Raw genomic sequence first — 2,734 nt, forward strand, 5'->3', positions numbered from 1 at the left:
GTCTTATAGTCTCCGTGCAGCACAGCGCTCGTATAGCCAGCTTTTTGATCCAAAATAGCTGGTGCTGCCTGATACGTATTGCTTCCTTTCAGTACAAAGGCAGAACCTTGAGGAAGGCCGTATAGAGAGTTGTCCATCATCAGCTCAGCATCTGATGTTTTTCCTTGTCCCGTTTGATGAAAGAAGTTATCAAAATACGTGAAGTCATTTCCATGGGCCAACGAATTTAAGAAAGGTGTCACTTCCTGGCCATTTAATTTGTAATCAATTAAAAAAGACTGAAATGATTCCAAATGAATTTTAATAATATTTTTCCCTTTAGCTTTTCCAAAATAAACGGAATTAGGCTCCGCATAATGACTGTTTTTAAAATTAACGACGTTTGTTAAATCATTGCTGCTTGCAAAAGCTCGCTGTTTAGAGTTTTGAGCAGTCTGAACACCGTCATACATCGTATAATTATAGGCGCCTAAATACTTCACTAGATAATTGCGGTCAAAAGTTCGAGATAGAAGCTGCGGGCGATCAATTTCTGCTAATGTTAAATTTACAGAAAAAACCATAAATCCTAAAGAAAGAATGGTTACAGCATTCTTAACCGATACTTTTTCATTATGCCAGTCAATTTTTTTACTAAAAAAGAAGAAAAAATAAATAATAAAATCAACAAAATAAAAAACATCATGTGCTTTTAATAAATCCATAATGCTTCCGCCCATACTTCCTGCATTACTTGTTTGCAACAGTGTAGGAAGCGTTACAAAATCGTTAAAAAAACGATAATAGAGAACGTTGCTGTATAACAGCAGCGTCATAATGAAACTGCCTGCAAGGATCCAAGCTCCTGCTTTCTTTCCTTTAAAAAATAAGCCGATTCCTAAAAAAATCAGCACTGAACTCACAGGGTTTATGAACAGCAGCATTTGCTGCATTACGCCGCTTACGCCTAAGTTAAATTCAGTTTTATAAGCCACGTACGACTTTATCCACATTAAAACAGCGGCTAATATGAAATAGTGCAGCGGCTTAGAAACGATTCGCTTCATTTTGATTTTCCTTTCTCGATTAGTTTATGAGTAGATTCACAAAGAACATATAGAAAACCTTTATCATTATACTCATAGAAAATGAAAATTAAATGAAATCCTAGCCTTCACAACCATAGATAGATTCTTTAAATTCATCTACTAGTTTACCTAATACCCACAAATAAATAAACTAAAATCACCTTTTTTATCATAAAACCCCTTCTTCCCTCATATACTGTACTCTGTTGCAACACCCGTACTGCAAACTTGTGCATTTTTTCACAATTTATATACAAACTATTCTCATCTTGCTGTATAATAATAATTCTGCCTTGAGCATTCAGCATTCTCCACATTCTTATGCTTAAGCCACAGCTTTCTTTTCATAACAGATGCACACATGAAAGGAGATGAATTAATGATTTTAAAAGCGTTAAAGAAAAACAAACATGTAACCGTGAATTATTACGAAAATGGCCTGCTTCAAACCTTCAAAGGAAAAATCCAAAATTTAAACCTAACCGACCAAACCCTCTCCCTACGAGATGAAAAACAAAACATTTTTTCCATTCGTTTGTCTGGCATTAAAGAAATTTATTAACAAAAAAGATCCTGAAGAATTCTTCTAGGATCTTTTTTGTATTTTTTATCCATAAACTATTGAAAAATTATACAATTGGTGTTAAATTAACTTTACATAATGTTAAATCAACTTAACAAATTCATTAAAAAGACAGCGGGTGATCATATTGACTCTTATTAATCACGTAAAAGAGCTTAGAGCTAAACATGGATATACGCAAGGAGATTTAGCTGAAAAAGTTGGAGCCACTCGCCAAACCATTGCAGCTATTGAAAAGGGAAATTACGTTCCTTCCCTACTACTTGGTTTAACAATTTGTGATGTCTTTCAATTAAAAATGGAAGATGTTTTTACACTTCAAAAGGAGGAGAAAAATGTTGAGTAATGTTATTAAATCTTATTTGTTGAATGTAGTGTCCCTGTTGTGCGTAGGTTGGTTTTTATATGATTTTTTAAGCCTAAATATTCAATTTAGTGAAGTTATGACCGACCCTGAACCTCCGTGGGAAATTACTATGTCTATAGGCTCTTTTGCTTCTTTAATTGTTCTTTTAATTGTCTCATTTTTTTACTACCGCGCGCGTAAAAAGACGAAGAACGTTTCGCCTTTATTATTTCCTTTTGAATTTGCAGAAGAAGATGAACGTGAAAAGATGATAACAGCAGAAGCTTGCAAAAAAGCCTTTGTTTTCCTCCTATTTTCTATTCCTATAGGTGCTATATTAATAGCTTTTTATCCGCTGTTACCTAATTCTTTTAGCTTCTATCCCATTGCCGTTCTTTTGCTTCTTTCTCTTGTACAGTTAACGGTTTATTACGTATCAATTAGTAAGATTTATCGGTGATTAAAAAAGGGTTGTTCTAAAAAGAACAACCCTTTTTTAATCTAATAATTCACTGAATTCCCCCACAAAAATAATCCGACCTACATCTATTTCACTATTTTTTCATTTTCTCTGTCTATATTGAACTATAACAATTGAACGATGTATGTTACCTTCCACTGCAGTTTTTCTTCAGTGTTCAGTTGCAAAATATGAAAGATAAAAGGAGCATATCAATGGCAGCTAATAAATGGACAAAATGGATGGTTGGTTTATCGAGCGTTGCTGCATTTACCACT

At 33.8% G+C, this 2,734-nt stretch carries 4 protein-coding genes; 3 read left to right on the forward strand and 1 reads right to left on the reverse strand.

Translation table 11 applies throughout. The annotated features are described in order from the left end of the window. A partial coding sequence (locus tag AC1DRF_RS22080; RefSeq protein ID WP_477741703.1) for an LTA synthase family protein occupies positions 1–1,046 on the reverse strand: 1,046 nt, incomplete at its 3' end. Positions 1,047–1,428: 382 nt separating this feature from the next. Between AC1DRF_RS22080 and AC1DRF_RS22085 the strand changes: the two genes are divergently transcribed. The 3 genes from AC1DRF_RS22085 (at position 1,429) to AC1DRF_RS22095 (ending at position 2,456) form a co-directional block, all read left to right on the forward strand. After that, complete coding sequence (locus AC1DRF_RS22085) at positions 1,429–1,629, forward strand: YolD-like family protein (RefSeq protein ID WP_370881275.1); 201 nt, start codon at positions 1,429–1,431, stop codon at positions 1,627–1,629. A gap of 148 nt (positions 1,630–1,777) precedes the next feature. Beyond that, positions 1,778–1,996, forward strand: coding sequence for a helix-turn-helix transcriptional regulator (locus tag AC1DRF_RS22090; protein WP_013081870.1), 219 nt, complete (start codon positions 1,778–1,780; stop codon positions 1,994–1,996). Then, positions 1,986–2,456, forward strand: coding sequence for a DUF2178 domain-containing protein (locus AC1DRF_RS22095; protein WP_013081869.1), 471 nt, complete (start codon positions 1,986–1,988; stop codon positions 2,454–2,456). Before AC1DRF_RS22090 ends, AC1DRF_RS22095 begins: the two co-directional genes overlap by 11 nt. Positions 2,457–2,734 lie beyond the last annotated feature (278 nt).

It is taken from the genome of Priestia sp. P5_B4 (assembly GCF_056400385.1).